We start from the raw sequence: 25,922 nt of genomic DNA on the forward strand, positions 1-25,922 counted from the left end.
CTCCCATCCACGCACAGGGACCGCCGTCACGCCTCCCAGACGACCGCCGCCGTACGGTCGTCCGCGTAGCCCTTGACCCGCACCTGGGCGTCCGCGAGGAACGCGGCGAGGCCGGGCGGAGTACGGCCGGACCAGCGCCGGGACAGATAGGCGCAGAGGGCGGGCTCGCCGCGCAGCGGGTCGGCGAGGCCGCCGGTGCACATCACCAGGGCGTCACCCGGGCGGGCTACCGAGGCCCGGAAGAGGAAGGGGTCGCGGGGCGGTTGGGGGGCCGGTTCGTACGGGCTCGGCGGGGTGGGGATGCCGAGGTCCATGGTGAGCCGGTCACCCTCGGGGGTCTCGGCGGGCAGCGAGCCGAAGCCGACCACGGCCTCCCCGGCGGAGTCGCTGTCGACGCGCGGTTCGATGTCCTGCCACTGGCCGTCCCGGAGCCGGAACAGCCCGCCCGCGCCGGTGCCGAAGAAGACGCGGGTACGGCACTGGGGGTGGGCGGGGAGGAGGAGGCAGCGCAGGCTGGCCGCGTACTCGTCGGAGGCGACGCCCTGTTCGGCGGCGCTGGCGCGGAGCCTGCCGAGACTGCGGTCGGTGAGCCGGTGCAGCCCGGACTTGAGGTCGCCGCGCCGGGCGGCCTGGATGTCCTCGGTGAGCCGCTGGTGGCTGCGGCCCACGGCCCGGGCGATCCAGGCGCAGACCTCGGCGGCGGCCCGGTGCGCGCCCGGGGTGGCCCGGGCGCCGGTGGCCATCGCGACCAGGACCAGCGCCTGGTCACCGGTGCCGAACCGGGCCGTGAGCAGCGCGTCCCGGCGCGGCTCGCCCCGGTAGCGGGCGGAGTCCCCGCGCTGGGAGACCGCCCGCAGGGTGCAGGAGCCGTACCGGGCACCGTCCAGCACGGTGTCGGCGACCAGGTCGTCGAGCCCGTCGGGGTCGGCGGCGGGCAGGGCCGTGGGCTCGGCGTCGTAGGTGGGCGGACCGGAGCCGACGTACTCGACGGAGGAGGCGGCCGGCGCGGGGAGCAGGGCGGCCGACGGGGAGTAGGGCGAGTCCGGGGCCGGGGCGGTCTGCGTGGGGTACGGCGGGGGCGAGTCCGGGCCCGGCGGGGTGGTCGGGGCGGAGTACGCGGCCGGGGCGGAGTACGCGGCCGGGACAGCCGGGGAGGAGTACGGCGGGGGCGAGTCCGGAGCGGGAGCGGTCGGCGCGGAGTGCGGTGGGAGGGTGGTCAGGTCGAGCCGGGTCGCGGGGTGGGCGTCCGCCGGGACGTCGTCGTCCGTCTCCAGCGGTTCCTGGTCCTCCTCGTCCCAGGGCCAGGACTTGGGGTCGGCCCTGGCGTCCTCGACCTCGACGGGCGCCCCGGTGGGCGCGCGCTGGGCCGGCACCGTCGGCGACGGCGGTGGCGGTTCGTCCTCGGGCTCCACGACGACGCCCCGTCGTCCCCCCACCGTGTTCTTCGCCGAGACGAAGCGGTCGTCCACGGAATCGGGTGCGGTCGTGGGGCCGGTGTCCTCGGTGGAGTCGTCGTACAACTGCCCCCACCAGTCGTCCTCGTGACGGGCGGGCCTACCCCCTGGCTGACTCATGCCCCTAATTGTCCACCGCACGGGCCGGATGAAAACGGGGCATCCGGAAAATCCCGCACCCGGCCCGGTCTCGAACGGCGTGTCGAGGGACATCTTGAACACCCGTACGAGGAAAGGGAGTCGAGGACACGCGGGGGGCTCGGGAGGCACGGGGGACGCACGGCACGGATGACACGTGTGAGTCGCCGGGTGGTCCCACCCCCCACGGGAGAACCACCCGGCGACGCCCGGAGTGACCCGGCCCCAGATCCCCTACGCGTGCGCGCGTCATGGGCCCGGGTCACCGTTCGGACGGCCGGACGCGACGGCGTCGGCCGGAAGGCCAGATTGTGACGGGCGTTCCTTGCGGCCAGCTGTGAATCACGGGTCCGGACCCCGTGCATCACGGATCCCGATCCCCTGCATCACCCCCGCGGATCCGAGGCGGCACAGGCCCGCGGTCCGGATCCGCCGCGGGGCTGCCGCGGTGACGCGATCTTGGCAGAGTGACCGGCGGTACGGGGATGATGTGCCCCGGCGGGTTTGCGCCGTGGCCGGTTCCCGCCAGGGCGCCGCGCCCGGCTTCGAGGGAGGGAAGCGGGTCGATGCTGACAGCGCTCGGTCTGGACGAGTGGGACGAGTCGGCGTACCGCGCGCTGGTGTCCGTGGGCGCCGCCGACGTACCCGGTCTGGCCCAGCGGCTGACGCTGGCCGAGCCGGACGCCGAGCGGGCGCTGCGCCGGCTGGAGCGGCACGGGCTGGCGGCCCAGTCGTCGGGCCGGCCGGGCCGCTGGGTGGCGGCACCGCCCGGGGTCGCGCTGGGCGCGCTCCTCACCCAGCAGCGGCACCAGCTGGAGCAGGCCGAGCTGGCGGCGGCGCTGCTGGCCGAGGAGTACCGGGCGACCGCCGCCGAGCCGGCGGTGCACGACCTGGTGGAGGTGGTGACCGGCGCCCCGGCCGTCGCCCAGCGGTTCCTGCAGCTCCAGCTGGGCGCCTCGGACGAGGTGCGCGCGCTGGTCACCGGCAATCCGGTGGTGGTCTCCGGGACGGAGAACGACGCGGAGGAACAGGCCGCCGGCCGGGGGGTGCGGTACCGGGTGGTGGTGGAGCGGTCGGTGCTCGATCTGCCGCACGGGATCACGGAGTTGACAGCCGCGCTGGGCCGGGACGAGCAGGTGCGGGTGGTGGATCGGGTCCCGACCAGGCTGGTGGTGGCCGACCGCGCCCTGGCCCTGGTCCCGCTCACCTCGCACAGCTCCGAGCCCGCCGCGCTGGTGGTGCACGCCGACGGCCTGCTGGAGCTCCTCTCCGAACTGTTCGAGTCGGTGTGGCGTACGGCGCTGCCGCTGCGCCTCGGCGCGTCCGGGGTGGCCGAGGAGCCGGCCGACGGCCCCGACGCCACCGATCTGGAGGTGCTGTCGCTCCTGCTGGCCGGGATGACCGACGCGAGCGTCGCCAAACAGCTCGATCTGGGCCTGCGGACCGTGCAGCGCCGGGTGAAGCGGCTGATGGGACTGGCGGGGGTGACGACCCGGCTGCAGCTGGGCTGGCACGCGTACGAGCGGGGCTGGGTGGCCCGGGACTGACGTACACGGCACTCTGGGCAGATGGGAGCAGGGGAACTCCTGCTGGTCGGCCTGGTGCTGGTGCTCGGCCTGTGCGGAGTGCTGGTGCCCGGGGCGCCGGGTTCGTGGCTGGTGTGGGCCGCCGTGCTGTGGTGGGCGCTGTACGACCCGCGCCCGGTGGCCTGGGCGGTCCTGGTCGGGGCGACCGGGGTGCTGCTGGCCTCGCTCGTGGTGCGCTGGGCGCTGCCCCCGCGCCGGCTGCGGGCGAGCGGTGCCACGCCCCGGATGGCCGTGTACGCCGGGACCGGTGCCGTCCTCGGCTTCGTGCTGCTCCCCGTGCTGGGCGCGATCCCCGGTTTCATGGCCGGGATCTACCTGCACGAACGGCTCCGCCTGGGCCGCCGTACCGAGGCGCTGGCCGCGCTGCGCGCCACCATGGCCGCGGGCGGCTCCAGCGTGCTGGCCGAACTGTCCGCCTGCCTGCTGATCGCGGCGGGCTGGCTGGCGGCGGTGATCTGGGGCGGCTGACCCGCCCCTTCGCCCGTTCTCTCAGAGCAGGTCGTCGAGCGGGACGGCGGCGGCCAGGGCGCGCATGCCGGCGTCGTTGAAGTGCAGGTGGTCGCCGGGGTCGTAGGCGGGCCGGATGCGTCCCGGCTGCTCCGGGTCGCGGACCACGGCGTCGAAGTCGACGACCGCGTCGAAGACGTGCCCGGTGCGGATCAGCGCGTTCACCTGCCGCCGTACGGCCTCCCGGGCCTCGGTGTAGCCGCTGTACCCGGCGTACGGCGTGAGCGTCCCGCCGACGACCCGGATCCCCCGCGCGTGGGCGCGGGCCACGACGGTCCGGTAGGCCCGGACGAAGTCCCAGGGGTCGGTGGCCTCGGGGGTGCCCTTGATGTCGTTGATGCCTTCGAGGAGGACCAGTGTCCGGACGCCCGCCCGGCCGAGACCGTCCGCGTCCAGCCGGTGCAGCGCGCTCGGCCCCCCGGTGCTGTCGCTCAGCAGCCGGTTGCCGGAGATCCCGGCGTTGAGGACGCCCATCCGCAGGGGGCGCAGCCGGTCGGCGAGCCGGTCGGGCCAGCGGTGGTTGGTGCCGATGCTGGAGCCGTTGCCGTCGGTGAGGGAGTCGCCGAAGGCGACCACGCTGCCGAGGGGCACGTGGTCCACGTCGACGCCGGAGACGTAGTACCAGTTGCCGGTGGTCCGGGTGAAGGCGTCCCCGCTCTCGTCGGCGGCCCGCCCGGCGCCCGCCTCGGCGAGGTAGCTCGTCTGCAGCGCGACGCGGTGGTAGGTGGCCGGTCCGGAGTCGCCCGGGGTCTCGACGGTGACGAGCAGGTCGGCGGCGGCCGGGACGGCGAGCGGCACGGGGTCGCTGACCAGGTCCTTTCCGACGGGGACGACGGCCGTGCCGGCGCCGTCGAAGGCGGCGGGGCGCATCGACCCGGGTACCGCGTCCGCGCCGGTGCCCTGACGGAGGGCGACGGTGACCGCGCCGAGCCGGAGCGGTGCGCTGCCGAGCCGGTTGCTGATCCGGACCCGTACGGCGCTTCCCTCGACGCTCAGATGCACGACGTTGCGGAACGCGGCGCCGGGAACCTGGCGGACGGTACCGGAGGGCGCGGCCTCCCAGCTCCCGGCCCACGGCGAGGGGGCGGGGTCGGCACCGGCCCGCCCCGTCGTCCCCATCACCAGCAGCAACGCCGCGCCGACGACCCGCCCGACCTTGACCATCCGCACGCCCGTCCTTCCGAAGGCCCACTGGAGGGGAAGGTGACATACGGAGGGTGGGAGGGGCGGCAACCTGACCGGGGGGACACTCGGGTGGCGCAGCGCCGTGGGGGGCGGCCGGAGGGGGTGGTGGCGGGTAGTGGTGCGGCTGCGGGTGGGTGGGGGCTGGTCGCGCAGTTCCCCGCGCCCCTGACGGGGCGCTGCCCAGCCGCTTCTCTCAAGCCGCGGGCAGTCGTGCCGCTGGGGCGGCACGGGTGGGCGCGGGCAGCACCCGGCAAGCGCCGGTAAGCGACACCCCCGGCCCCAGCCCGCGCCTACGCCACCGCTCCCTCCAACGTCAACAGCCACACCTTCCGTTCAAGGCCCCCCGCGTACCCGGTCATCGAACCGTCCGCGCCGATGACCCGATGGCAGGGCCGCACGATCAGCAGCGGGTTGGCGCCGATCGCCCCGCCCACCGCACGGACGGCCGTCCTGGACGCCCCGATCTCCGCGGCGATCTCCCCGTACGTGGTCGTCGCCCCGTAGGGGACGCCGTCGAGCGCACCCCATACCCGCTCCCGGAACTCGGTGCCGTGCGCGCTCAACTCCACCTCGAAGTCATTCAGTTCACCGGCGAAGTAGGCGGCGAGCTGTTCCTCGGCGGCCCGGAAGGGGCCGGTGTCGGCGAGCCAGCCGGGCGCCACGGTGCGGCCGCCCTTCTGCCCGGGGACGGAGAGGGAGGTCAGCGCCCCGTCGGCGTCGGCGGTGAGCAGCAACTCGCCGACGGGGGAGGCGATCCGCGTCCAGTAGGTGACAGTGACGTCCATCAGTTCCTCGACTCTTCCGCTTCCTCTTCCGCTTCCTCTTCCGCGAGCAGGTGCCGGACGGCGTACGACCGCCAAGGCCGCCACTCGTCCGGTACGTCCAGGCCCGGCGGGGCGACGTCGGGGTCGCCGAGCGCGCGGACGCGGACGGCGGCGACGGTCTCGGGGTCCAGCCCCGGCAGGGCCCGCAGGGCGGCCTCCGCGTCGTCCCGGTCGGCGCCCGGGTCCAGCCGTAGGGTGCCGTCCGCGAGCGCGGCGGTGAGCGCCCCGAGCGCGCCCCCGGGCTCCGCCTCGGCGAGCACGGCGGGCTCGGGGAAGAGGTGGGTGAGGCTCCCGCAGGGCGCGTCCGGCGTCTTGCCGTAGCGCAGGACCAGCCGCTCGGCGGTGGCGGTGCCGACGAGGGCCCGTACGGCCGCCTCCGCCGGATCCGCGGCACCGGGCGACCGCAGTCCCGGCCGGGCGGCGACCAGCGGGGCGAGCCGGGGGTCGTCGGCGAGGCGTTCGTCGATGGCGTACGGGTCGGAGTCGAGGTCGAAGAGCCGGCGCAGCCGCTGGACGGCGGTGGTCAGATCGCGTGGGTCGGTGAGCCGGAGCCTGGCGTCGAGCCAGCCGCCGGGATGCGCGCCGCCGCCCGTGCCGGTCGTACCGGGTTCCTCGACGGCGACGACGGCGTGGCCGTACGGCAGGCGCAGGGTACGGCGGTAGGTGCGTGCGCCGGGGGCGCCGGTGACCTCCTCCACGCCGGGCACGGCCTCGCGTTCCAGCAGGTCGAAGACGGGGCCCGCCTGGTACGGGCCGCGGTGGGCGAGCCGCAGCGGGATGCCGGCGGCCGGCGAGCCGCGGCGGGCGCCCCGGCCGCCGGGTGCCGCCTCGCGCAGTGCGCTCGGGGTCGTGGCGTAGACGGCGCGGATCGTGTCGTTGAACTGGCGGACGCTGGCGAATCCGCTCGCGAAGGCGATCTCCGTGATCGGCAGTCCGGTGGTCTGCAGCAGCACGCGTGCGGTGTGGGCGCGCTGGGCCCGGGCGAGGGCGACGGGTCCCGCGCCGAGTTCGGCGGTGAGCTGGCGCTGCACCTGGCGGGCGCTGTAGCCGAGCCGGTCGGCGAGGCCGCCGACGCCCTCCCGGTCCACGACACCGTCGCCGATCAGCCGCACGGCCCGGCCGACGACATCGGCGCGGACGTTCCACTCGGCGGAGCCGGGCACCGCGTCGGGACGGCACCGCCGGCAGGCCCGGAACCCGGAGCCCTGCGCGGCGGCGGCCGTCGGGAAGAAGCGGACGTTGCGCCGCTTCGGCGTGACCGCCGGGCAACTCGGACGGCAGTAGATCCCGGTCGTCTCGACAGCGAAGAAGAACGCGCCGTCGAAACGACCGTCCCGGCTGCGGACCGCCTCGTACCTGGTGTCTTCGTCCATCACGTGTTCCAGTGTGGGCGACGGCGGCGGACCGGGCTGGCGGAAATCGGACGGGGCGCTGAGCGCCCCGCCACACTCACCCGGCTACCGCCACCGCCCCCGCTTCGCCTCCATCGCCGCCTTCCCCTCGGCGCCCCGCTTCTTCCAGTCCTTCTTGATCTCGGCGCGGAGCCGGGCATCGGTCTTCGCGACGATCCACTGGTTCTCCCGCATGAGCTTGCGGTAGCTCTCCAGTCGGCGCACGGGCAGTTCGCCGGCCTCCACCGCGCGGCGGACCGCGCAGCCCGGCTCGGACTCGTGTCCGCAGTCGGAGAACCGGCAGCCCTCGGCCAGTTCCTCGATCTCGGTGAAGACCTGGCCGACCCCGCTCTCGGCGTCGAACAGGCCCACGCCGCGCAGGCCCGGCGTGTCGATCAGCACGCCTCCGCCGGGCAGGGCGAGGAGGTTGCGGGTGGTCGTGGTGTGCCGGCCCTTGCCGTCCACGTCCCGGGCCGCCTGCACCTCCATCACGTCCTCGCCGAGGAGTGCGTTGGCGAGGGTGGACTTGCCGGCGCCGGACTGGCCCAGCAGCACCGAGGTACCGGAGCCGACCAGCGAGACGAGGACGTCGAGTCCCTCGCCCGCCTGTGCGCTGACGGTCAGGACCGGCACGCCCGGGGCGGTCGTCTCGACGTCCTCGACGAGGTGCGCGAGCGTCACCGGGTCCGGGACCAGGTCGGCCTTGGTGAGGACCACGACCGGCTGTGCCCCGGACTCCCAGGCCAGCGCCAGGAACCGTTCGACACGGCCGAGGTCGAGTTCGAGGGCGAGGGACACCGCGACGATCGCGTGGTCGACGTTGGCCGCGAGGATCTGCCCCTCGGACCGCTTGGAGGAGGTGGAGCGCACGAAGGCGGTACGGCGCGGCAGATACGCCCGCACGTAGCGCGGGTTGCCGCCGGGTTCGACGGCGACCCAGTCGCCGGTGCACACGACCCGCATCGGATCGTGCGGGGTGACGAACGCGGTGTCGGCGCGCAGCGTCCCACCGGCGGTGACGACATCGCACTGCCCGCGGTCGACACGCAGGACACGCCCGGCCAGCAGGCCTTCGGTGTCGTAGGGGGCGAACTCCTTCGCCCATGCCTCGTCCCAGCCGTAGGGAGCGAGAGCGGAGAAAACAGCGGAGCTGGAAGTCAAGGGTGACCCTTCGAAGGGCGGCCCCGGGAAAGTGAATCGGTCAGCCGGTGGCCGCGGAGGTGGAGTGGATGAACTTCCGGATGCGGGCAGCGCCCATCACAGAGACAGCCATCGGTCACACCTCCCGTACTTCTCTCGGCTCTTCTACGCGGCTGACGACGACCGCCAACGGCCGCCGTTCGAAGCGATCCTCACCCTAGGGCAGCGCCCACCCGGGTGCCACCGGTTTTTGTCTCGGCGGGGGGTGTCGTACCGGGCACGGAATGGTTGCGGCATGGGTGACCGGGCACACCGGTGCCGGGGCTGCGGCAGCATGACGGGCCATGAGCAGAGACCGCTGTGTCGACTTCCTGCGCGCGTGGGCGATCGTGCTGGTGGTCCTCGGCCACTGGCTGATCACGGCCCTGGTCCGGGAGCCCGACGGCCGGATCACCGCCCCGGAGCTGCTGGCGACCGTGCCCTGGACGCAGTGGCTGACCCTCGCGTTCCAGATCATGCCGCTGTTCTTCCTGGCCGGGGGCCATGCCGCCAGCGGTTCCTGGGCGCGGGCCCGGGCGGCCGGGGACACGGCCGCCGGGTGGCTGGGGCGGCGGGCGCTGCGGCTGCTGCTCCCGACCGGCGTCTACAGCGCTCTGGTGCTGCTCGCCGTCGGGATCTGTTCGGCGGTCGGCGTGGACCCGGACACGCTCGCGCTGGTGGGCTGGGCGATGGCCATGCAGTTCTGGTTCCTTCCGGTGTACCTGCTGCTCAGCGCGCTGACGCCACCGCTGTACGCGGCGCACCGGCGGTGGGGGCTCCTGGTCCCGCCGGTGATGGGGGCGGTGGCCCTGGTGGCCGACGTGCTCGTGCTGACGGTGCACGCGCCGTACATCGGGCTGCTCGACTACGTGCTGGTGTGGGGTGTCGCCTATCAGCTGGGCTTCTGCTGGCGGGACGGGCTGCTGACGAGGAGTCGGCTCCTGCCGCCGGCGATGGCCTCGGGTGGCGCCGTGGCCTTCGCCGCGCTCGTGTCCCTCGGGCCGTTCCCGGTCAGTCTGATCCTGGTGACCGGGCAGACCCCCAGCAACACCGATCCGCCGTCGGCCGCGATGCTGGCGTGGGCGGTGGCCCAGGTCGGGCTCTGCCTCCTGGTCGCGCCGGCGGTGCGGCGGCTGCTGGAGCGCGAGCGGGTGTGGCGCCTGGTCGGCCCGGTGGGCGCGGTCAGCATGACGCTGTATCTGTGGCACATGCTGCCGGTGCTGGCCGTCGCCGCCGCGTTCTACCTGACCGGCCTCGCGCCCGAGCCGGTCCTCGGGTCCGCCGCGTGGTGGGGGCTGCGCCTGCCGTGGCTGCTGCTGCTCGGGGCCGTCCTGACCGGCGTCGTCGCCGCCCTCCGCCCCTTGGACCGCGGGCTGGCCGCGCTGTACGCGCGGACCGGTCCGGACGCCGGTCCGGACGCCGGTCCGCGTCGTGCCTGGCCGCTGTGGCTCGGCCTGGCCCTCGCCGTCACCGCCCTGGGCCGGCTGGCCGAGCGGGGCTTCGCACCCGACGGCCGGTTCCCCGTGCTCCCGGCCCTGGGCCTGGCGCTGGGCACGGCCCTGGTAACCCTCAACCGGTGGACGGCGAGCCGCCGGTCCGAGCGGCCGGAGGCGGCGCGCGTCGCGGACCGGGTGTGACAGCGATCCGCCGCGGTCCGCCGCCCCGGGCACGCGCTCGCGGCCCCGCCCTTCTCCCTCAGGCGCCGAACGGCCCCGGTATCTCTCCCGACCCCCGGCGGATCAGGCGGGTCGGCATGACCACGGTGCGGGGTGGTGAGACGTCGCCGTGGATGCGGGCGAAGAGCAGGTGGGCCGCGCTGGTGGCGAGGGCCACCGGGTCCTGGGCGATGACGGTGACGGGTGGGGTGAGGCGGGCGGCCAGGTCGAAGTCGTCGAAGGCGACGAAGGCCAGGTCGGTGGGGAGGACGGTGAGGGCGCTGAAGGCGAGGGGTTCGTTGCCGGCCAGCAGGGCCGTCGGGGGGTCGGGCAGGGCCAGCATCGCGGTGACGGCCCGGGCCGCCTCGGCGCCGGGCCGCAGGCCGTCGCCGACCAGTGCCGGGTCGGCGGCGATCCCGGCCTCCTCCAGTGCGGCGAGGTAGCCCCGGCGGCGTTCGCCGAACGTCCAGATCCTCGGTGAGTCGCCGAGGTACCCGATCCTGCGGTGGCCGTGGGCGACCAGGGACGCCACCGCCTCCCGCACCGCGGCGAAGTTGTCGACCACCACGGCGTCCACGTCCAGGCCGGGTGCCGCCCGGTCCACACAGACGATCTTCGTGCCCTGCGCCTGGGCCGGGCGCAGGAAGCGGTGGCTGCCGGCGGCCGGGGTGAGGATCAGGCCGTCGACCCGGCGGGCGGTGAACGCGGCGATCACCTCGCGCTCCCGGCGCAGGTCGGCGCGGCTGGAGCCGATGAGCATGATGCTGCCGCGCTGCCGGGCGACGTCCTCGGCGGCGGAGGCGACGGCGGCCATGAAGGGGTCGGTCACATCGTCCACCAACAGCCCTATGGTCTGGCTCAGTTCGTGGGTGCGGCGCAACTGGCGTGCCACGTCGTCGCGTTGGTAGCCGAGTTTGCGGACCGCGGCCTCCACCCGCGCGGCGGTGCGCGGGGCGACCGCCGCATCGCCGTTGACGACCCGGGACACCGTCATCGCGCTGACGCCCGCTTCCGCGGCAACGTCCTTCATGGTCGGCCGGGTGGCTGCCACGCCACGTCCTCCACCTGCGTCACGTTTGAGCGTCGACTCGTTAACGTTACCAACTCGACGCCATATCAACGGCCGTGCGGACAAGGGGAGTTGAGGAGGCAGATCGGCGCGGCCGGAGACCGGCTGCACCACCCTTGACACCCCGCTGCGAGCGCCCCAAGAATCAGCCAAGCTGTTAACGATACCAACCAGAAGGCACAACATGGCCTCTGCAAGGGAACCACTGCTCACAGCACATGGGGTGGTCAAGCGTTTCGGCCACGTCCAGGCGCTCTCGGGCGCCGATTTCACGGCGTACCCCGGCGAGGTCGTCGCCCTGATCGGCGACAACGGTGCCGGCAAGTCCACTCTGGTGAACGTCCTTTCGGGCGTCCTGTCCCCCGACGCCGGCGAAGTCCGCCTGGACGGCGCTCCGGTGCGGTTCTCCGGGCCGATGGACGCCCAGCGGCAGGGGGTGGAGACGGTCTACCAGGATCTGTCGCTCGCACCCGATCTCGACGCGGCGGCCAATCTCTACCTCGGCCGGGAGATGGTGCGCGGGGGGCTGCTCGGGCGCCTCGGCGTCCTCGACCGGCCCGCGATGCGCCGGGAGGCGGTCCGCGCCTTCGCCGAACTCGGCGTCGAGCTGAAGGATGTGACGGCTCCTGTGACAACGTTGTCCGGCGGCCAGCGGCAGTCCGTCGCGGTGGCCCGTGCGGTCGCCTTCGCCCACAAGGTCATCTTCATGGACGAGCCGACCGCCGCGCTGGGCGTCGTCCAGCGCGCCCGGGTCCTGGAGACCGTGCGCCGGGTCGCCGACCGGGGCATCTGTGTCGTGCTGATCAGTCACAACATGCCCGAGGTGCTGTCGGTGGCGGACCGGGTGGAGGTGCTGCGGCTGGGCCGGCGCGTGGCGTCGTACACCGCGGCCGGGACGACCATCGAGGAGCTGGTCGGGGCGATGACCGGGTCGCTGGACGGGCCGAACGGCGGCGACGGGAAAGCGGAGGGCGGACGATGACCGCGGAGAGCAAGGCGGCGGCCGTCGAGGGCCGGGCCGGGGTGCCGGACTGGCTGCGGCGGGCCGCGACCCTCAACGAACTCTGGACCTTCGTGATCCTCGTGGCCCTGGTCGCGTTCTTCACGATCGCGGCGCCGGGCAAGTTCTTCACCACGTACGACATCACCCAGATCGCCGTGAACGCGGCCATCTATCTGGTGCTAGGCGTCGGCATGACCTTCGTGATCATCACGGCCGGGATCGATCTGTCGATCGGCTCGGTGCTGGTGCTGGCCGCGGTGGCGGCGGGCGAGTACAACCTCCATCACGGCGGCCCGAACTCGGGCTGGGGCACGGTCGCGTTCTGTGTGGTGATCGCGCTGGCCGTGGGCACGGCGTGGGGCGCGCTGCAGGGCGCGGTGGTGGCGACCGGCAAGGTGCCGCCGCTGATCGTGACGCTGGGCGGGCTCGGCGCGGCGCTGGGGATCGCCGAACTCGCCACCGGCGGCCAGGACCCGGCCGGCGCGGCCTCCACCCATCTGCAGAACAGCCTCGGCTTCGGCAAGGTGCTCGGCATCCCCTGGATGGTGATCCTGGCGGCCGTGGTCACGGCGGCCTTCGGCTGGGTGCTGGGCAGTACCCGGTTCGGGGAGCACACGCTCGCCATCGGGTCGAACCCGACGGCCGTACGGCGGGCGGGCATTCCGGTGGGCCGGCATCTGGTGAAGGTGTACGGGCTGATGGGGCTGCTGGCCGGGCTCGGCGCGGTGATGTGGCTGGCCTCGTACGGCACGACGTCGATCGCCGGGCACTCCACCGACAACCTCAAGGTGATCACCGCGGTGGTGCTGGGCGGTACCAGCCTGTTCGGCGGGCGGGGTTCGGTGCTGGGCACGGTGATCGGCGTGTTCATCCCGGCGGTGCTGACCACCGGGCTGATCGTGATCGGCGTCCAGCAGTACTGGCAGGACGTGGCGGTGGGCGTGGTGCTGGTCGTGGCGGTCTACGTCGACCAGCTGCGCAGGAAGACCCGGGAACGCGCATGACCGCAGCACCGGTGGCCACCGCATCGCTCGTGACCACCGCATCGCTCGTGACTACTGAATCGCTCGTGACTACTGAATCGCTCGTGACTACTGAATCGCTCGTGAAATCGCACGTGACTAAGGAGGACTCTGTGATGAGGAGCATTCGCAGCAGGCGCCGCATGCTGGTCGCGGTGGGCACGGTTCTGGCTCTCGGCGCGGGGGCCTCGGCGTGCGGCTCGTCGAACGACAGTGGCGGCTCGGGGAGTTCGGGCGGCGCGAAGGGCAAGAAGGTCCGGCTCATCACGGGCGTGAAGAGCGACCCGTTCTACATCACCATGACCTGTGCCGCGCAGGAGGAGGCCAAGGCCAAGGGGATGGACTTCACGGCCGACGGTTCCGCGCAGTGGGACGTGTCGGTGCAGCGCCCGCTGCTGGACTCGGTGGCGGCGGCCCGGCCCGACGGGCTGCTGATCTCGCCGGTCGACACCAGCGCGCTGACGCCGTCGCTCAAGCAGATCCAGTCGGCCGGCACCAAGGTGGCGCTGGTGGACACGACCGTGAGCGACGACTCCGTCGGCATCACCCGGATCTCGTCGGACAACGAGAAGGGCGGCCGGGTCGCCGCCGACGCGCTCGCCAAGCTGATGAACGAGAAGGGCTCGGTCATCGTCATCAGCGTCAAGCCCGGTGTGTCGACGACCGACGCGCGGATCAAGGGCTTCACCGAGGAGATGGGCAAGTACCCGAACATCAAGGTGCTGCCCACGCTCTACGACAACGACCTGCCGGCCACCGCGGCCTCCCAGATCCAGTCGACGCTGGCCGCCCACCCGGACCTGGGCGGGGCGTTCGCGGGCAACACCAACACCGGTACCGGTATCGCCACCGGGCTGAAGCAGGCCGGCAAGCAGGGCAAGGTCAAGGTGGCCGCGTTCGACGCCGAGCCCGACGAGGTCGCCGCGCTGAAGGCGGGCACCCTCCAGGTGCTGGTCGCCCAGGACCCGGCGGCGATCGGCCGGCAGGCGGTGGACCAGCTCGCCAACTCCTTCGAGGGCAAGTCGGTCAGCAAGTCGATCGGCACCAACATGGTGGCGATCACCAAGGACAACATGAACGACGCGTCGGTCAGCAAGTACTTCTACAAGTCGCAGTGCTGACGGCGGGCCCGCACAGAGGTATATGACGAACAGTCAGCGGCCGGGCGGTCCCACCCTCTTGGGTCCGCCCGGCCGCCGGTCGTACGGACGGCTCAGCTCACCGAGCAGTCCGCGCCGTTCAGCGTGAAGCCGTCCGGCGCCGAGTTGCCGCCGCTCCAGGTGCCGAGGAAGCCGAAGGACAGGGTGCCGTTCGCGGCGACCGACTGGTTGTAGTCGGCGGCGTCGGCGGTGACCTGCTCGCCGCTCTGGCTGACGCTCGCGTCCCACATCTGGGTGACCCGCTGGCCGTCGTGGAAGAGCCACTGGACCCGCCAGCCGGCCAGGGCCCGGGAGCTGGTGACGGTGATGGTGGCCTGGAAGCCGTCGTTCCACTGGTTGACCAGGTCGTAGGCGACCTGGCAGGTGGCCGTCGGGGCGGCGCTCGGGCTCGCGGAGGAGGTGGCGCCGCCCTTGTGCCCGGAGCCCGCCGTCGACGAGGAGGTGCCCTGGGGCTCCGGGTCGGGGTTCTTGTGGGTCGGTGTGCCGGTGGTGGCCGAGGAGGACGGAGCAGCGGAGGCCGACGTGTGCGTGGGGGTCGGGTCGCCGCTCGGCAGGACCGCGGTGGGGTCGGCGACCGGCTGACGGTCGTCGTGGGAGGCGGCGGCCGTGTCGTCGCCGGAGCCGCTGCCCATCGGCATCATCGACACGCCGAGGGCCGCCAGCGAGATCAGCACCGCCGCGCCGAGCAGGCCGTGCCGCAGCACCTTGCCCCGGCCGCTGCCCTCCTTGGGGTCGGCGCCATCGTTGTCGACGGCACCGGGCCGGCCCGCGCCGAGCCGTACCTCGGCCGCGCGGCGGCGGCGCTCCAGGTAGGCGAGGCCGCCCCAGCCGATGACCCCGCCGGCCAGCGCCGCGGGCAGTCCGCCGCCGTGCAGCCGGAGACAGGCGGCGGCCTCGGCGCACTGCACACAGGTCGCGAGGTGCCGGGAGAGGTCGTCGGGCGTGTCGGCCCCGGCGGACCGGGTGACCGCGTCGAGCAGCCGGGCGTAGCTGCGGCACTCGGCGTCCATCGGCGTGTCGAGGTGGGCGCGGTGGCAGCGGTCCCGGAAGAGAGCGCGGACCTGCTCCAGTTCCTGGGCGGCGACGGCCGGGTCGAGACCGAGCCGGCGGGCCACGGAGGACAGCGGCAGCGCCTCGACCTCGGCCAGCCAGAGCAGCGAGGCGTCCGCCTCCTGCATGTCCCGCAGACCGCGCAGTGCGACGGGCCGCTGCAACGGCAGGCCCGTGTAGCGCGTGGCCTTCTCGGAGTTGAGCCAGAGCCGGAGGTCCGGATCGAGCTTGTGCCCGAGCCCTTCGGCCTCCCAGCTCGCGGCCGTGTTGCGGACGGCGGTGAGCAGCAGCGGGATCATGGGCAGCCGGGCGGCGCGCCGGCCGGAGCTGCGGCCCGGCGTGAAGTCCGTTTCGCGGGCCTCGCGCATACCGAGCGTGAAGGCCTCGGTGGCCAGTTGATTGGCCGTCAGAGAGCCGGACGTGCACAGGTCGGCATAGGAGAGCACCGCGTCCCAGCATTCGGAGAACAGCGCTGCCTCGGTGGCGTCCTGAGGGGTCGGCAGGTCTGGCATGGGTCTCCTGCATCCAAAGCGAGGTCAACTCACCATATTGGCAATGGAGTTGGGGGGAACCTCGCGGCAGGGCCCGAGCTTTTCACGTCTCCTGCACAACTGACAAGCGGCATATGCAAAACCGGTTACCGGTGGTCGTGCCACGGATTCTCCCCGTCACCCATACCACCGGTCCCCGGAGTCACGTCAACCACTCTGCTCAGCTGTCCGGCCGGAGAACGCTTTCATGCCCGCCGTGGCCCACAACTCCGGCCTCTTATACGGACCGCAACCGCCTTCCGACTCACCGTCCCCCTCGGTCTCTTCGGCATCGATGACACGGAGGTGGGCATGCGCCCCGTGAGCAGCGGTTTCGCGCGGTCGATGTCGGGCGGCCGGACGGGGGTCACACCTTCGTCGGCTCCTGCGCGGGGAGGCTGTCCATGAAGGAGCTCACGGAGAAGACGGCGCGGCCGGGTCCGGGCGGGCCGTAGCCGGGCGGGGAGGAGAGCCCGAAGTCCTCCATGGTCTGGCGGTAGGCCTGGAGCAGCCGGATGTGGTACTCCAGCGGGGCGCCCTGCGGGTTGGCCTTGCCGAGCGGGGTGGTGGGCTCCGGGCACCAGGTGGTGAAGCGGGGCGTGATGCCCTGGGACATGAAGAAGCGCAGGCCCTCGGTGGTGGAGGCGATCGCCTCGTCGACGGTCTTGAACCCGAAGGGCTCGGCCATCTCCACGCCGGCCACGAAGTTGGGGATCACGTTGCGGGCGCCGAAGATCTCGGCGGAGTCCAGGATCCGCTTGTGCCACTCGTCCCGGCCGACGTACCGCTCCTTGCCCGGGCAGTACATCTTGAACAGGTACTCGTCCCACACCTCGTAGTTGGGGTGGTAGATCTGCACGCCGTAGTCCTTGAACCGCTGCACGTCGTCGCGCGGCAGCGCCTGGGCGACGACCTTGCCGATCCAGCGGCCCGGGAAGCGCTCCTCGATGGCCTTGGCGTAGTGGCCGTAGAAGTCGGCCTCGTCGCGCCCGGAGACCGTCTTGGTGATGGCGCCGCCGGTGAGCGTGTAGGCGGTGGACGTCTTCGCGGTGTCGTACCGGTCGATGATCTCCAGGGCTTCGAGGACCTCCTCGACGTCCTTCACGCCCGTGTACGGCCGCCCGGCCGCCTTGTGCTGGCGCCAGTTGTGGTTGATGTCGCAGTACTGGCACTCCTCCTTGGCGCCGAAGTACTGGCAGACCCGGAAGACGGTGAGGTAGATGAGGTAACCCCACTGGATGGTGGGGGCGACCTCCATCACGGACTTCCCGTTGGAGAGCTTGTGCCGGTAGTACTCCGGCATCGGCGGCACCCCGACGTCGGCGATCCGCTTCCCGTCGAGGTAGAGCCCGAGCACGCCCTCGTCGTCGGCGGCGACGCGGTACGGCGAGGTGGGGTTCACCCGCACCGACACCACGGTACGGCGCAGGTCGTACGGCCCGCCGGTGAGGATGATCTCCTCGGGCGGCCGGCGCAGCGCGGCCTCGCCCAGCTCGGGCAGGGTGCCGTGGTCGAAGGAGAAGATGAAGTACGACTTCGGCTTCACCTCGCCGCTCTCGTTGTCGCTCAGCGCGGACGGGTCGAAGGCGACACCGCCCCGGAGCAGGTCCTCCTTGAAGACGGCTTCCCTCGGTACATGCGGGAACCTCTCCATCAGATCCTCGACCAGCGCGGTACGGCTGCCCATCCCGTGTCTCCTCCCGGCTCAGGCGTTCGACTCCTCACGGTATGCCCCCACCCGGCCGTCAGCCGTGCCGGGTCCCCTCACGGCGAGCGATGTGTCCCGGTACGGGGGTGTTCGGGGGCAGTGCGGGATCCGTCACGGGGGCACCCCAGGCCGAGGTCAGCGGCAGCACGCCGGCCCAGAGCCCCAGTTCCGCGTCCGGTCCGTCGCCGTCCTCCGGCGCACCGGTACGAATCTTGACGGAGGCCTCGTCCAGGGGGAGGGCGAGCAGGGTGGTGGCCGCCAGCTCCCTGCGGTTCGGGCGGCGGGCGTACGACCACTGCCCCGGCGCCGAGTGCTCGGTGAGCAGGCGCAGGCCCGTCAGCTTCTCCTCGGGGTCGGTCACCTTGCGGGCGGTGCCGTGGATCATCGCGCTGCGGTAGTTGACGCCGTGCTCGAAGACGGACCGCGCCAGCACCAGGCCGTCGACCCGCGTGACGGTGACGCACACCGGGGTCCCGCCCGCCAGGCTGCGGCTGGCCACCGAGCCGTGCAGGTACAGCTGCCGCTCGTCCCGCCCGTACACCGTCGGCACGACCAGCGGCCGCCCCTCGACCACCACGCCGAGATGGCAGACGAACCCGGCGTCCAGGATCGCCTCCAGATCGGCCCGGTCCAGGCTGCCCTGCTCGCGAAGGCGGCGGTGCCGGGTGAGGTCGGTGACGGGAAGCCGGTCTGCACTCATGGCCCGCAATCTACCGATATCGCAGCAGCATGACCACACTCTCGCCGATCGCGCACATCAAGAGCGACAATTCAACGAAATCCGCAGATCACCGGGGACCCCGCCCGGCTCAGCCCCCGCCGGCCCGCCGCGTCGACTCCCGCAGCACCACATGCGTCCCCAGCACCAGATGCTGGCCGTCCGGCAGCTCGTCGCGGTGCAGGGCGAGGCGGACGGCGGCGCGGCCCAGTTCCTCCTGGGGCACGTGGACGGTGGTGAGGGTCGGGTGGACGTCCCGGGCGACCGGGATGTCGTCGTACCCGGCCACCGCGAGGTCGTCGGGGATACGGCGGCCGGACTCCCGTACGGCCTGGATCACGCCCGTGGCGATCATGTCGGTGGCGGCGAAGATCGCCGTGAACTCCCGTCCGGAAGCGAGGAGTTCGCGGGTGGCCTGGTAGCCGTAGGAGCGGGAGAAGACGCCGTCGAGGATCAGGTCCGGGGCCGGCGCGAGGCCGAGGAGTTCATGGGCTCGGGTGAAGCCGGCGATGCGCTGGGCGCTGGTGGAGAGGCCGGGCACGCGGCCGAGGTAGGCGATGCGCCGGTGACCGCCGGAGAGCAGATGGCCGGTGAGGGCGAAGGCGCCGCCCTCGTTGTCGTAGTCGACGACCGTGGCGGGGACACCCGGGCCGAGCGGCGGCCGGCCCACGAGCACCAGCCGGGAGCCGGACCGGTCCAGGGCGTGCGCGAAGTGGGTCATGCGGTCGTGGTAGGCCTTGTCCTCCAGGGCGCCGCCCACCACGATCACCGCGTCGGCCCGCTGCTCCCGCATGGTCTCGACGACGGCGAGGATGCGCTTCGGGTCGCCATGGGTGGTGCAGAGCATGCAGAGCCGGCCCTCCGCCGAGGCCTGCTCCTCGACCCCGCGGGCGATGTGCGCGTAGAAGGGGCCGGTGACGTCGTCGACGACGAAGGCGACCGTCTTGTTGGTGGCGCCGCCGAGCGCGCGGGCGTGCGCGTTGACCACGTAGTCCAGCTCGCGCATCGCCTTCATGACCTTGGCACGGGTCGCGGTGGCCACTGGATAGGTGCCGCCCAGGACCCGGGAGACGGTCGACGCCGAGACCCCGGCCCGCGCGGCCACGTCCCGTACCGTCGAGGCGTCCCCGTTCGGCGCCGGCTGCGTTCTCTTCACCACCGCTCGGCTCCCCTTCCTCGCGTGTTCAGGTCACCCTACGAGACGGCCGTCACGCGGCCCGCTCCAGGACCGACTGGTCGATGAGATGGACCAGGCCGTCGCCGCTCAGGAGGCGCTCGGCCTCCTCCACGACGGTGAGGCCGAGCCGCGCCACCTCGTTGCCCTGGGAGCCCGCGAGGTGCGGGGTGAGGAAGGCGTTGGGGAAGTCGAAGAGGGGGGAGTCGGCCGGGAGCGGTTCGGGGTCGGTCACGTCGAGGATCGCGGTCAGCCGGCCGGTGCGCAGCTCCCCGATCAGGGCGTCGTGGTCGACGAGGGAACCGCGCGCGGTGTTGACGAGGACCGATCCGTCCGGCATCAGGGCGAGTTCGCGGGCGCCGAGCAGATGCCGGGTCTCGGGGGTCTGCGGGGCGTGCACGGTGACGATGTCCGAGGTGCGCAGCAGGTCGTCCAGGGGCAGCAGGGGGACGCCGAGCCGGGCGGCCTCCGCCTGGTCCACGTACGGGTCGGCGAGGCTCACCACCAGGTCGTGGGGGCGCAGGAGTTCGATCAGCCGGCGGCCGATGCGGGAGGCGCCGACAATGCCGACCCGGCGGTGGAAGTTGCCGATGCCGGGGACGATGTCGCCGTAGGGGAAGGCGGCGCGGCGGGTGCGGAGCAGGTCGCGGAAGGCGAAGACGTCCTTCCCGGCGAGCAGGATCATCGCGAGCGTGTACTCGGCGACGGGCAGCGCGTTGGCGGCGGCCGCCGAGGAGACCACGATGCCGCGCCGCCACACCTCGGGCGTGGTGAAGCCCTTGACCGAGCCGGCCGCGTGCAGGACGGCGCGCAGCCTGGGTGCCGCGTCCAGGGCCGCCGGGTCCAGGACCGGGCAGCCCCAGCCGGTGACGAGGACCTCGGTACGGGCGAGCGTCTCCCGTACCCGGGGGTCGGTGAAGTCGTGCGCCACCAGAGTGGGATCGATTTCTACACACTCGCGCAGTCGCGCGAGCACCTCCGGCGGGAAGATGTGCGGCACGTTCTGGGCTGTCATGGCGAACAGTGCCTGGGGACGCTCGGGCAAGGAAGTGACCTTCCGGCTCGGTGACGCGCGGATAGCAACCGGTCTCTACCGTAGGTCTCGGCGAATGAGAGGGTCAATGGACACGCACTCCCCGGAGTTCGACGGCGGACGACGGAGGACGACCGGGATGGCACGACTGGAACGGCACGACAGGGATGGGACGGCACAGATGACGGATCCGGCGCAGAAGGTCACCAACTGGGCGCGCAACATCGACTACACGGCCAGGGAGTTCCACCGTCCGCACACGCCCGACGCGCTCCGCGCCCTGGTGGCGGGCAGTGCGCGGGTGCGGGTGCTGGGCAGTGGGCACTCCTTCAACCGCATCGCCGACCCGGGCCCGGAGGGCGTGCTGCTCTCGATCGCGGACCTGCCGCCGGCCGTCGAGGTGGACACCGCGGCCCGCACGGTCCGGGTCGCGGGCGGGGTGCGGTACGCCGAACTGGCCAGCGCGGTGGACGCGCACGGGCTGGCGCTGCCCAACATGGCCTCGCTGCCGCACATCTCGGTGGCCGGCTCGGTGGCCACCGGCACCCACGGTTCGGGCGTGACCAACGGGCCGCTCGCGGCGCCCGTCCGGGAGGTGGAGCTGGTCCTCGCCGACGGCTCGACGGAGACGATCGCCCGCGGGGACTCCCGTTTCGAGGGCGCGGTCACCTCGCTGGGCGCGCTCGGGGTCGTCACCGCGCTCACCCTCGACCTGGAGCCGGCCTACCGGGTCGAGCAGACCGTGTACGTCGAACTGCCCCTGGAGGGGCTGGACTTCGCGGCCGTGTCGGGGGCCGCGTACAGCGTGAGCCTGTTCACCGACTGGCGGGAGCCGGGCTTCCGGCAGGTGTGGGTGAAGCGGCGCACCGACCGGCCCGCCGTGGACTTCGGGTGGGCGGCGCCCGCGACGGAGGCGATGCACCCGGTGCCGGGCATGCCGGGCACCAACTGCACCCAGCAGTTCGGGGTGCCGGGACCGTGGCACGAGCGGCTGCCGCACTTCCGGGCGGAGTTCACGCCGAGCAGCGGGGACGAGCTCCAGTCGGAGTACCTGCTGCCGAGGGCGGCGGCGCTGGACGCGCTGCACGCGGTCGACGGCGTCCGGGACACCGTCTCCCCCGTCCTGCAGACCTGCGAGGTGCGGACCGTCGCCGCCGATCCGCAGTGGCTCAGCCCCGCCCACGGCCGGGACTCGGTCGCCCTGCACTTCACCTGGGTGGACGACCTGGCGGCCGTACTGCCGGTGCTGCGGCGGCTGGAGGCGGCGCTGGAGCCGTTCGACCCGCGGCCGCACTGGGGCAAGGTGTACGCCGCGCCCGGCGAGGTGCTGCGCGGCCGCTACCCGCGGCTCGACGACTTCCGCGCCCTGGCCCGGGACCTGGACCCCGCCGGGAAGTTCACGAACCCGTTCGTGGCAGAGGTCCTGCGGGACTGACCCACACTTAATCCAACCCTTAAGGTAATGGCTTGTCGAAAGCGCTTCCCAGGCCATAGCGTTGCGCCGTGTGAAGCACACATCACGGGACATCCGCACCGCGAACCGCTACGAGGTACTGCGGCACATCATCGCCGAGTCTCCCACCTCCCGGCAGGAGCTGGCGGCCGTCACCGGGCTGAGCCTGGCCACGGTCGCCACGCTCGTCGGCGAGCTGCTGGAACTGCGGATGATCACGGAGGTCGGGTTCGAGGACTCGGCGGGCGGCCGTCCCCGGGGCCTGGTCGCGGTCAACGCGTCCGGGGGCGCGCTGATCGGCGTCGACATCGCCGAGACGTACGTCCATGTCGAGCTGTTCGACCTCGGGCTGAACGTGCTGGCCCGTGCCGAGGAGGACATGCGCCCCGGCGAGCACCGGCCCCAGCAGGTGGTGGGGCATGTGGCCGCCGCGGTCGGCTCGGTGGTGGCCCAGGCGGGCGTGGAGGGCGCGCGGGTGCTCGGCGTCGGGGTGAGCGTCCCGGGGCAGGTGGACCGGGACACGGGCATCGCCGAGTACGCGCCCAACTGGGACTGGCACGACGTGCCCCTGCTCGACCTGCTCTCCGACCACATCGCCTACCCCCTCCACCTGGACAATCCGCTGCGCGCCTGCGCGGTGGCCGAGCAGTGGTTCGGGGCGGCGCGCGGGCGCGGGGACACCGTCGTGGTGAACCTGGGCACCGGGGTCGGCGCCGGGCTGGCGCTCGGCGGCGGGCTGCACCGGGGGGTCAGCAACAGCGCGGGCGAGTGGGGTCATACGACGCTGGTGCTGGACGGCCGGCTGTGCCACTGCGGCAACCACGGCTGTGTGGAGACGTACGTCGGCGCGCCCGGCATCATGCTCAACCTGCGGGAGCTGAGCCCGCAGAGCCCGCTGCTGCACCCCGAGGACCAGACGGCCACCGTCGACGCGCTGGCCCGGGGCGTGGCGGACGGCGACCCCGTCGCGGTCCAGGTCGTACGGGACACCGCCCGCTACATCGGCGCCGGGGTCGCCAACCTGGTCAACCTGCTCAACCCCGAACTGGTCGTGCTCAGCAGCTGGGTGGCCCGCAGGCTCGGCGAACCGCTCCTCGACGAGGTGCGCGAGGCCGTCCGCCGGCACGCGCTCGGCCGGCCCTTCGCCGCCACCGAGATCGTCCTCTCCCCCATCCCCACCGACCCGGTCTGCCTGGGCGCGGCCACCTTCGCGCTGGAGGGCGCGCTGCGCTCCGTGGGGCTGCGGAACACGGGACGGACGGCCCGTACCACACCGTCCGTGCGCTGACCCGGCCGTCCTCCCGGTGATCGAATAGTCCAAATCGCTCGTCGATAAATCCATTGCCGGGCTATTCGGCGCTCTGCGACCGTCGTGACGTATCCGCGGCCGGTCGGCCTCAAAAGCCGACCGGCCGTATGTCGTGCACGGAATAAGGGAGTCACCCAGCGTGGCCGCAAGCATCGAGGTCCGCGGTCTGTCCCGCACCTTCCACACCACCGTCCGGCGCCCGGGCTTCGCGGGCGCCCTGCGATCCCTGGTCAATCCCGAGCGCGTGGAGAAACACGCGGTCTCCGACATCACCTTCGACGTCGCCCCCGGCGAACTCCTCGCCCTGCTGGGCCCGAACGGCGCGGGCAAGTCCACCACCATCAAGATGCTCACCGGCATCCTCACCCCGACCTCCGGCGAGGCCCGGGTCGCGGGCGTGGTGCCGTACCGGGAACGGGAGCGCAACGCGCGGAACATCGGCGCCGTGTTCGGGCAGCGGACCCAGCTGTGGTGGGACCTGCCGGTGCGCGAGTCGTTCGCGATCCTGCGGGACATCTACGAGGTGCCGAAGGACGAACACGCGGCCCGCCTGCGGGAGTTCGACGACCTGCTGGAACTCTCCGCGTTCTGGGACACCCGGGTCCGCCACCTCTCGCTCGGCCAGCGCGTCCGCTGCGACCTGGCCGCCGCCCTGCTGCACGATCCGCCGGTCGTCTTCCTGGACGAGCCCACCATCGGCATGGACGTGGTGGTGAAGGAGCAGGTCCGCGAGTTCCTGCGGTACCAGGTCGCCGAGCGCGGCCGCACCGTGCTGCTGACCACCCACGACATGACCGAGGTGGAACGGCTCGCCGAACGGGTGGTGCTGGTCAACCACGGCCGGCTGGTGCTGGACGGCTCACTGGACGAGATGCGCCGCCGGTTCGGCTCGACGTGGCAGGTGCGGGCCACACTCGCCGACCCGCACACGCCGGTCGTCCCGCTGCCCGGCATCACCCTGGTCCGCCGGGAGGGCCCGCAGGTGGTGTTCGGCCCGGACGGCGCCGCCGCGCCCACGGTCCACGAGGCGCTGAAGCTGGTCATCGAGCGGTACGAGGTGACCGGTGTGGCGGTGGACGAGGCGGACCTGGAGGACGTGATGCGGGCGGCGTACGCGCAGGCGAAGGCCGAGGCGGTCTGAGATGGCCCTCCTGTACGCCTGGCGCGCCGCCCGGGTCACCCCGCTCGGCGAGCTCTACACCCCGCCCCGGATGACCGGGGTCCTGCTGCGGCTGACCGTGCAGGTGGTGCTGGTCGCCTCGCTGTGGCGCGGCCTGTACGCCCAGTCGGGTACGACCGCGGGCCTGGACCGCGGGCAGGCGGTCACCTACGCGGTGCTGGCCGTGCTCGCCTCCCGGCTGCGGGAACTGGACCAGTACGCGGGTCGCGACTCGGTCATGCAGCACATGCACTTCGGCACGATCGTCTACTGGTACCTGCGCCCGCTGTCGCCCCGGCGCTATCACGCGCTGCGCGCGGTCGGCGAGCAACTGTACGGGCTGACCTGGGCGCTCGCCGGGTACGCGGTCTGTCTGGCGGCCGGGGTGGTGGATCCTCCGGGGTCGGCGGCGGTGGCGGCGGTGTTCGCGCTCAGTCTCCTGCTCGGCCAGCTGGTCCTGTACTACGTCATGCTCCTCATCGACCAGTTCTGCTTCTGGACGCTGCGCAACAGCGCCGCGATGCTGATCCTGGTCTTCGCGCAGAACCTGCTGTCCGGGGTGTACGCGCCGCTGTGGTTCTTCCCGCACTGGTTCATCACGCTCAGCTCCTTCCTGCCCTTCCAGGCGACGCTGAGTGTGCCGCTGTCGCTGTACGTGGGCCGGATCCCGTTGTCGGACGCCGGTCTCCAGCTGGGCATCCAGGCCGGCTGGGTCGTGGCGCTGCACCTCTTCACCCGTTTCGTGTGGCGGCGAGCCGCCCGCCGTGTCATCTCCCAGGGAGGCTGAGGCCGTTGAACGCCGTCCGGATCGCCTGGCGCATCACGCGCCTCAACTTCCGCGCACAGCTGGAGTACCGCACCGAGTTCCTGATGATGATCGCGATCGGCGCGGTCTGGCAGGTGTCGGTCATCGTCTTCGCCACGGTGCTGCTCACCCGGTTCACCGGGATGGGCGGCTGGGACAGCTCGGACGTCCTGCTCATCCCGGCGACGCGGATGCTGGCGCACGGTCTGTTCGTGCTGCTCCTCGGCCGGGTCCACGGGGTGGGCCGGTTCATCCAGGAGGGCAGGATCGACGCCTACCTGCTGCGTCCGCTGCCCGTGTACCGGCAGGTGCAGCTGGAGTACTTCCCCACCAACGCGATCGGCGACCTGACGGTGGCCGCCGGCCTGATGGCGGGCGCGCTCGGCCGCAGTCATCTCGACTGGACGGCGGGCCGCGTCTCGTACCTGATCGCGGCGGTGCTGGGCGGGATGCTGCTGGAGGCGGCCCTGTTCACGGTGGTGGCCTGCGCGTCGCTGCGCTACCCGGCCGCCGACTACTGGAGCCGCTGGCTGGAGGAGCTCCTCGGCACCTTCGGCAGCTACCCCCTCAACGTCCTGCCCCGGGCGGTCGGCGGCTTCCTCACCTTCGGCCTCCCGCTCGCCTTCGTCGCCTACTTCCCGGCGGCGGTCCTCACCGGCCACGGCCACTCGACCGGCGCCCCCTACTGGCTGGCGGCGAGCTCCCCCCTGGTCGGCCTGCTCGCCTATCTGGCCACGAGGTGGCTGTGGCGGTGGGCGCTGGGCCACTACACGGGGGTGAACGGCTGAGACCCGCCAGAGAGTTGAGGGT

Annotated in this window: 22 protein-coding genes; 11 read left to right on the forward strand and 11 right to left on the reverse strand. The window is 72.8% G+C overall.

Going from position 1 to position 25,922, the window contains the following annotated elements:
* Positions 1-26: 26 nt before the first annotated feature.
* Complete coding sequence (locus tag ACIPSJ_RS34210) at positions 27-1,574, reverse strand: protein phosphatase 2C domain-containing protein (RefSeq protein ID WP_401351599.1); 1,548 nt, start codon at positions 1,572-1,574, stop codon at positions 27-29.
* A gap of 584 nt (positions 1,575-2,158) precedes the next feature.
* Here ACIPSJ_RS34210 and ACIPSJ_RS34215 point away from each other — a divergent pair.
* Both ACIPSJ_RS34215 and ACIPSJ_RS34220 read left to right on the forward strand, forming a co-directional pair.
* A complete protein-coding gene (locus ACIPSJ_RS34215) occupies positions 2,159-3,139 on the forward strand; it encodes a helix-turn-helix domain-containing protein (RefSeq protein WP_401351601.1) in 981 nt (326 codons plus the stop codon).
* A gap of 21 nt (positions 3,140-3,160) precedes the next feature.
* Positions 3,161-3,646: a DUF456 domain-containing protein gene (locus tag ACIPSJ_RS34220; protein ID WP_359219177.1), complete on the forward strand. Its 486-nt coding sequence runs from the start codon at positions 3,161-3,163 to the stop codon at positions 3,644-3,646.
* A gap of 21 nt (positions 3,647-3,667) precedes the next feature.
* Here ACIPSJ_RS34220 and ACIPSJ_RS34225 read toward each other — a convergent pair whose 3' ends face one another.
* The 4 genes from ACIPSJ_RS34225 to rsgA all read right to left on the reverse strand — a co-directional run bounded on the left by ACIPSJ_RS34225 (position 3,668) and on the right by rsgA (position 8,246).
* Entirely contained in the window at positions 3,668-4,849 is a 1,182-nt protein-coding gene (locus ACIPSJ_RS34225) for an SGNH/GDSL hydrolase family protein (protein ID WP_401352496.1), read from the reverse strand.
* Positions 4,850-5,160: 311 nt separating this feature from the next.
* Complete coding sequence (locus ACIPSJ_RS34230) at positions 5,161-5,655, reverse strand: methylated-DNA--[protein]-cysteine S-methyltransferase (RefSeq protein WP_401351603.1); 495 nt, start codon at positions 5,653-5,655, stop codon at positions 5,161-5,163.
* Positions 5,655-7,067, reverse strand: a complete 1,413-nt coding sequence (locus ACIPSJ_RS34235; RefSeq protein WP_401352498.1) for a bifunctional transcriptional activator/DNA repair enzyme AdaA — start codon at positions 7,065-7,067, stop codon at positions 5,655-5,657. Before ACIPSJ_RS34235 ends, ACIPSJ_RS34230 begins: the two co-directional genes overlap by 1 nt.
* A gap of 84 nt (positions 7,068-7,151) precedes the next feature.
* On the reverse strand, positions 7,152-8,246 hold the full coding sequence (rsgA, locus tag ACIPSJ_RS34240) for a ribosome small subunit-dependent GTPase A (RefSeq protein ID WP_401351604.1): 1,095 nt from the start codon (positions 8,244-8,246) through the stop codon (positions 7,152-7,154).
* A 323-nt stretch (positions 8,247-8,569) separates the two neighbouring features.
* Between rsgA and ACIPSJ_RS34245 the strand changes: the two genes are divergently transcribed.
* Complete coding sequence (locus tag ACIPSJ_RS34245) at positions 8,570-9,901, forward strand: acyltransferase (protein WP_401351606.1); 1,332 nt, start codon at positions 8,570-8,572, stop codon at positions 9,899-9,901.
* Positions 9,902-9,959: 58 nt separating this feature from the next.
* On the opposite strand, the gene ACIPSJ_RS34250 is transcribed toward ACIPSJ_RS34245, so the two are convergent.
* Positions 9,960-10,970, reverse strand: a complete 1,011-nt coding sequence (locus tag ACIPSJ_RS34250) for a LacI family DNA-binding transcriptional regulator (protein WP_359219169.1) — start codon at positions 10,968-10,970, stop codon at positions 9,960-9,962.
* 202 nt (positions 10,971-11,172) lie between these two features.
* Between ACIPSJ_RS34250 and ACIPSJ_RS34255 the strand changes: the two genes are divergently transcribed.
* The 3 genes from ACIPSJ_RS34255 to ACIPSJ_RS34265 all read left to right on the forward strand — a co-directional run bounded on the left by ACIPSJ_RS34255 (position 11,173) and on the right by ACIPSJ_RS34265 (position 14,134).
* Entirely contained in the window at positions 11,173-11,970 is a 798-nt protein-coding gene (locus ACIPSJ_RS34255; protein WP_359219167.1) for an ATP-binding cassette domain-containing protein, read from the forward strand.
* The gene (locus ACIPSJ_RS34260) at positions 11,967-12,995 is read left to right on the forward strand and encodes an ABC transporter permease (protein ID WP_390979912.1); all 1,029 of its coding nucleotides are present in this window, start codon (positions 11,967-11,969) and stop codon (positions 12,993-12,995) included. Before ACIPSJ_RS34255 ends, ACIPSJ_RS34260 begins: the two co-directional genes overlap by 4 nt.
* Positions 12,996-13,129: 134 nt before the next feature.
* On the forward strand, positions 13,130-14,134 hold the full coding sequence (locus tag ACIPSJ_RS34265) for an ABC transporter substrate-binding protein (RefSeq protein WP_359219163.1): 1,005 nt from the start codon (positions 13,130-13,132) through the stop codon (positions 14,132-14,134).
* Positions 14,135-14,226: 92 nt separating this feature from the next.
* On the opposite strand, the gene ACIPSJ_RS34270 is transcribed toward ACIPSJ_RS34265, so the two are convergent.
* From ACIPSJ_RS34270 to ACIPSJ_RS34290, 5 genes are all read right to left on the reverse strand, one after another.
* On the reverse strand, positions 14,227-15,735 hold the full coding sequence (locus ACIPSJ_RS34270; protein ID WP_401351607.1) for a cellulose binding domain-containing protein: 1,509 nt from the start codon (positions 15,733-15,735) through the stop codon (positions 14,227-14,229).
* A gap of 385 nt (positions 15,736-16,120) precedes the next feature.
* A complete protein-coding gene (locus tag ACIPSJ_RS34275; RefSeq protein WP_359219159.1) occupies positions 16,121-17,440 on the reverse strand; it encodes a radical SAM protein in 1,320 nt (439 codons plus the stop codon).
* Positions 17,441-17,498: 58 nt separating this feature from the next.
* On the reverse strand, positions 17,499-18,161 hold the full coding sequence (locus tag ACIPSJ_RS34280) for a pyridoxamine 5'-phosphate oxidase family protein (protein WP_401351609.1): 663 nt from the start codon (positions 18,159-18,161) through the stop codon (positions 17,499-17,501).
* A 109-nt stretch (positions 18,162-18,270) separates the two neighbouring features.
* Entirely contained in the window at positions 18,271-19,335 is a 1,065-nt protein-coding gene (locus tag ACIPSJ_RS34285) for a LacI family DNA-binding transcriptional regulator (RefSeq protein ID WP_401352501.1), read from the reverse strand.
* A gap of 52 nt (positions 19,336-19,387) precedes the next feature.
* Positions 19,388-20,398: a hydroxyacid dehydrogenase gene (locus ACIPSJ_RS34290; protein ID WP_359219153.1), complete on the reverse strand. Its 1,011-nt coding sequence runs from the start codon at positions 20,396-20,398 to the stop codon at positions 19,388-19,390.
* 169 nt (positions 20,399-20,567) lie between these two features.
* On the opposite strand from ACIPSJ_RS34290, the gene ACIPSJ_RS34295 reads away from it, so the two are divergent.
* From ACIPSJ_RS34295 to ACIPSJ_RS34315, 5 genes are all read left to right on the forward strand, one after another.
* Positions 20,568-21,821 (forward strand): FAD-binding protein, encoded by a 1,254-nt coding sequence (locus ACIPSJ_RS34295; RefSeq protein WP_401352504.1) that lies wholly within the window; start codon positions 20,568-20,570, stop codon positions 21,819-21,821.
* A 70-nt stretch (positions 21,822-21,891) separates the two neighbouring features.
* Positions 21,892-23,127, forward strand: coding sequence for an ROK family transcriptional regulator (locus tag ACIPSJ_RS34300; RefSeq protein ID WP_401351611.1), 1,236 nt, complete (start codon positions 21,892-21,894; stop codon positions 23,125-23,127).
* A gap of 160 nt (positions 23,128-23,287) precedes the next feature.
* Positions 23,288-24,289: an ATP-binding cassette domain-containing protein gene (locus ACIPSJ_RS34305; protein WP_355707581.1), complete on the forward strand. Its 1,002-nt coding sequence runs from the start codon at positions 23,288-23,290 to the stop codon at positions 24,287-24,289.
* A 1-nt stretch (position 24,290) separates the two neighbouring features.
* Entirely contained in the window at positions 24,291-25,094 is an 804-nt protein-coding gene (locus ACIPSJ_RS34310; RefSeq protein ID WP_401351613.1) for an ABC transporter permease, read from the forward strand.
* Between the two features lie 5 nt (positions 25,095-25,099).
* On the forward strand, positions 25,100-25,900 hold the full coding sequence (locus tag ACIPSJ_RS34315) for an ABC-2 family transporter protein (protein ID WP_365684348.1): 801 nt from the start codon (positions 25,100-25,102) through the stop codon (positions 25,898-25,900).
* Positions 25,901-25,922: the final 22 nt, after the last annotated feature.

The organism is Streptomyces sp. NPDC090088 (assembly GCF_044747345.1).
Classification (GTDB): domain Bacteria; phylum Actinomycetota; class Actinomycetes; order Streptomycetales; family Streptomycetaceae; genus Streptomyces.

Bases quoted from the DNA above. Each gene is read 5' to 3' on its own strand.
- ACIPSJ_RS34210 (WP_401351599.1), bottom strand. From the start codon at position 1,574: ATGAGTCAGCCAGGGGGTAGGCCCGCCCGTCACGAGGACGACTGGTGG.
- ACIPSJ_RS34215 (WP_401351601.1), top strand. From the start codon at position 2,159: ATGCTGACAGCGCTCGGTCTGGACGAGTGGGACGAGTCGGCGTACCGC.
- ACIPSJ_RS34220 (WP_359219177.1), top strand. From the start codon at position 3,161: ATGGGAGCAGGGGAACTCCTGCTGGTCGGCCTGGTGCTGGTGCTCGGC.
- ACIPSJ_RS34225 (WP_401352496.1), bottom strand. From the start codon at position 4,849: ATGGTCAAGGTCGGGCGGGTCGTCGGCGCGGCGTTGCTGCTGGTGATG.
- ACIPSJ_RS34230 (WP_401351603.1), bottom strand. From the start codon at position 5,655: ATGGACGTCACTGTCACCTACTGGACGCGGATCGCCTCCCCCGTCGGC.
- ACIPSJ_RS34235 (WP_401352498.1), bottom strand. From the start codon at position 7,067: ATGGACGAAGACACCAGGTACGAGGCGGTCCGCAGCCGGGACGGTCGT.
- ACIPSJ_RS34245 (WP_401351606.1), top strand. From the start codon at position 8,570: ATGAGCAGAGACCGCTGTGTCGACTTCCTGCGCGCGTGGGCGATCGTG.
- ACIPSJ_RS34255 (WP_359219167.1), top strand. From the start codon at position 11,173: ATGGCCTCTGCAAGGGAACCACTGCTCACAGCACATGGGGTGGTCAAG.
- ACIPSJ_RS34260 (WP_390979912.1), top strand. From the start codon at position 11,967: ATGACCGCGGAGAGCAAGGCGGCGGCCGTCGAGGGCCGGGCCGGGGTG.
- ACIPSJ_RS34265 (WP_359219163.1), top strand. From the start codon at position 13,130: ATGAGGAGCATTCGCAGCAGGCGCCGCATGCTGGTCGCGGTGGGCACG.
- ACIPSJ_RS34270 (WP_401351607.1), bottom strand. From the start codon at position 15,735: ATGCCAGACCTGCCGACCCCTCAGGACGCCACCGAGGCAGCGCTGTTC.
- ACIPSJ_RS34275 (WP_359219159.1), bottom strand. From the start codon at position 17,440: ATGGGCAGCCGTACCGCGCTGGTCGAGGATCTGATGGAGAGGTTCCCG.
- ACIPSJ_RS34280 (WP_401351609.1), bottom strand. From the start codon at position 18,161: ATGAGTGCAGACCGGCTTCCCGTCACCGACCTCACCCGGCACCGCCGC.
- ACIPSJ_RS34295 (WP_401352504.1), top strand. From the start codon at position 20,568: ATGACGGATCCGGCGCAGAAGGTCACCAACTGGGCGCGCAACATCGAC.
- ACIPSJ_RS34310 (WP_401351613.1), top strand. From the start codon at position 24,291: ATGGCCCTCCTGTACGCCTGGCGCGCCGCCCGGGTCACCCCGCTCGGC.